Here is a 243-nt window from a genome sequence, read left to right as displayed (position 1 = left end):
CTCGCGCTGTCGGCGTTGTCCGCGCCCGCGCTGGCGGCCGATGCCGAGGCCGACGCGCCGCAAGATCGCGCCGCCACCACGCTCGACCAGGTCGTCGTCACCGGCTCGCGCATCCCGCGCGCGAGCCTGGAAGGCCCGTCGCCGGTCACCGTCATCAACGCCGAGCAGATCGACAAGCAAGGTTTCCGCAGCGCCTTCGACGCGCTCGCCGCGTTGAGCCAGAACACCGGCGTGGTCCAGGGC

At 72.8% G+C, this 243-nt stretch carries 1 protein-coding gene; it reads left to right on the top strand.

Annotated features, from left to right (window positions below):
• Positions 1-243 (top strand): hypothetical protein (locus HKX41_12985; GenBank protein ID NNC25048.1); only part of this gene is annotated, 243 nt, incomplete at both ends.

Origin of the sequence: Salifodinibacter halophilus (assembly GCA_012999515.1) — a bacterium.
GTDB lineage: Bacteria > Pseudomonadota > Gammaproteobacteria > Nevskiales > Salinisphaeraceae > Salifodinibacter > Salifodinibacter halophilus.
Note: the sequence above shows the minus strand (reverse complement) of the source record. Positions and strands in the feature narration are given on the sequence as shown.